At 73.4% G+C, this 1,634-nt stretch carries 1 protein-coding gene and 2 pseudogenes; 1 reads left to right on the forward strand and 2 read right to left on the reverse strand.

Going from position 1 to position 1,634, the window contains the following annotated elements; translation table 11 throughout:
- Positions 1-451 (reverse strand): annotated as a pseudogene (locus ACFV4G_RS43480) (hypothetical protein); the annotation flags it as partial.
- The gene (locus ACFV4G_RS43485) at positions 444-956 is read right to left on the reverse strand and encodes a SigE family RNA polymerase sigma factor (protein ID WP_380449203.1); all 513 of its coding nucleotides are present in this window, start codon (positions 954-956) and stop codon (positions 444-446) included. The pseudogene ACFV4G_RS43480 and the gene ACFV4G_RS43485, both read right to left, overlap by 8 nt.
- Positions 957-1,210: 254 nt before the next feature.
- Here ACFV4G_RS43485 and ACFV4G_RS43490 point away from each other — a divergent pair.
- A pseudogene (locus ACFV4G_RS43490) lies at positions 1,211-1,634 on the forward strand (hypothetical protein); the annotation flags it as partial.

A 1,634-nucleotide genomic window follows, 5' to 3' on the forward strand; every position in this document is an offset into this window, starting at 1 on the left:
GGACCACACCGTCCTTGGTCGCCGAGGCGACGGGAGTGCGGACCGCGATCACCGCGTGGTACTGCGACGCGTCCGAGCCCAGGCAGGAGGCCAGGATCTCCGCGACCGCCCCGGCATCGATCGGGACCGTCCTCGTACTGGTGACGGTGAAAGCGGCCGGAGGGTGGGGGGAAGCCGACACGGAGGAGGCGGCCGTGGTGGCTGCTCCTTGTTGTGGCTCCGGTGAGTTCAGCGCGGATCCTTGGTGTGGTCCCGGTGAGTGCAGCACGGACGGGACAGCCAGGCACAGGGCTGCTGCGGTGCAGGCCGCGGTCGCGCCCAGAGCGTGCCGCCGGCGGCGGCGCCGGTCGGCGCGTCGGCGGATCTCCGCAGCGGGCAGGGTCGGTGCGGGCATCTGCGTGCCGAGCAGCCGCAGCCGGTCGCCGAGGGTGTCGTGGACGGGGTCAGACACGGATTCTTCCTTCCTCGCTGGTCGGGGTTCGGTCGGCGAGTCTGGCCGCGAGCGCGGTCCGGCCGCGGGCGAGGCGGCTCTTGACGGCGCTGACGCTGGCGCCGGTCTCGACCGCGACCTGCTCGACGGAGAGGTCGCACATGTGGTGCAGGACCAGGGCGCTCCGCTGCGCCTCGGGCAGGTCGCGGAGCGCGGTGACCACCAGCAGGTGCTCCTCGGTGGGCGGCTCGACGGTGGGTGGTTCCTGGCCGTGGTGGCGTCCGGCCAAGTGCAGGCCCCGGGCCAGACGCCGCCAGCGGGAGAGGGCCAACCGCCGGGCCGTGGTCCGGATCCACGCCTCCGGGGCATCGTCCGGGTTGAAGGTGAGCCGTCGGTCCCACGCGCGGATGAAGGCCTCCTGGACCACGTCCTGCGCCTCGGACCAGTTGCCGGTCATCGCGTAGAGCTGCCCGGTCAGGCGGGAGAAGGACGCCGCGTAGAACGCGTCGAACTCCTGGGGCGTCATCAAGGGCCTCTCTTCCGGGACTGTCCGTCGGCTCGCGGCACAGGCGGCTCGCGAGGAAGCGCTCCTCGGCCGGCGGCGGTGGAGCCGTGCGTCCTGGGCGGAGCCTCCCGGCCTGTACGCACGAGAACCGTCCCCGGGTTGCGCCCAGGGCCTATGACCTGGATCACGTGTGCGGGGTGCGACCTGCCGGGCGCAGGGAGGCGTACAGGGGCGCGGGCTTCAACCGGACGCCCCGCAGGAAAGGACACGGATTCATGCGCATCCGCCCGATCATGCTCATCGCCGCCTCCGCCGCGGTCATCGCGACCGCAGGGGGAGCGGCCACCGCCGCGACCAGCACTTCCACGCCCACCCCCGCGGCCCACGGCAAGCCGTCCGAAGCGCCCACCCTCACGGCCGGCGGCAAGCCCTCCGAAGCGCCCACCGCCACGCCCACCCCCGCGGCCGGCGGCACCGGCTCGGCCGGCGCCCCGGCGGTCCCCAGCAGCGGCTCATCCGATGCCCGCGTCACTGTCACCCAGGCTCCTTTCACCGTCACCAGCGCGAAGACGGTCCCGATCGATGCCGGGGCCGTTGCCGAGATCCTGGCCTCCTGCCTGGGCTCCGACGCGTCGCAGTACCACGCGGTGATCGCGGTCCGCACTCCCGTCGCCTCGGCGACCAAGGACGGTGTGGTCA

The sequence above is a fragment of the Kitasatospora sp. NPDC059747 genome (assembly GCF_042732955.1).
Taxonomy (GTDB): domain Bacteria; phylum Actinomycetota; class Actinomycetes; order Streptomycetales; family Streptomycetaceae; genus Kitasatospora.

Coding starts and splice junctions, on each gene's coding strand:
- ACFV4G_RS43485 (WP_380449203.1), bottom strand. CDS start 956: ATGACGCCCCAGGAGTTCGACGCGTTCTACGCGGCGTCCTTCTCCCGC.